The sequence below is a fragment of the Corallococcus exercitus genome, assembly GCF_003611585.1.
GTDB lineage: Bacteria > Myxococcota > Myxococcia > Myxococcales > Myxococcaceae > Corallococcus > Corallococcus exercitus.
On sequence record NZ_RAVW01000837.1, the window covers coordinates 1 to 787 of the forward strand.

At 69.9% G+C, this 787-nt stretch carries 1 pseudogene; it reads left to right on the plus strand.

From position 1 onward, the window contains the following. Nucleotides 1-49 precede the first annotated feature (49 nt). A pseudogene (locus D7W79_RS45585) lies at nucleotides 50-787 on the plus strand (IS5 family transposase); the annotation flags it as partial.

Sequence of the window (787 nt, forward strand, 5' to 3'; positions counted from 1 at the left end):
CTAGGACGTGTCCGCAAATAGTTCGAGGGGAGCCGGGTGTTAGGAGGGCATGAGCCGAGGAGAGCTGACAGACGCCCAATGGGAGCGGCTGGCAGGACTGCTGCCGCCCCAGAAACCCGCGCGAGGCCGTCCGAACAAGGACCACCGCGAAGTGCTCGACGGAATCCTCTGGGTCCTGCGCACGGGAGCGCCCTGGCGCGACGTGCCTCGGGAGCAGTTCGGCAGTTGGAAGACGCTCAGCAGCCGATTCTACCGCTGGCAGGAGGCAGGCATCTGGGCGCGGGTGCTGCGGCAATTGCAGGCCGAAGCGCACGAGGATGAGCACCTGGACTGGACGCTGCACTTCCTGGACGCAAGCGTCATCCGCGCCCACCAGCACGCAGCCGGCGCACGCGGCACGCCGGTAAAAGGGGGGAGGCCGAAGCGCTGGGACGCAGCCAGGGGGGCTTCTCTACCAAGCTGCACGTCCGGGCGGAGGGCCAGGGGCTGCCGCTCGTCTTCGAGCTGACGGCAGGCCAGCGCCATGAGACGCAGGCCTTCGAGGCGCTGATGACGGGTGGCAGCGTGCCGCGCGCGCACTCGCCGGGGGCGCCACGCCGCTTGCCCGACGCCCTCGCGGCGGACAAGGGCTACAGCTACCCCAGCCTCCGCGCCTGGTGCCGCGAACATGGGGTGCACGCCATCATCCCCACTCGCTCGGACCAGCCCCGGCAGCGCGCCTTCCGGCGCGCGGCCTACCGCAAGCGCTGCCGGGTGGAGTGTCTCTTCAATCGCTTGAAGCAGAACC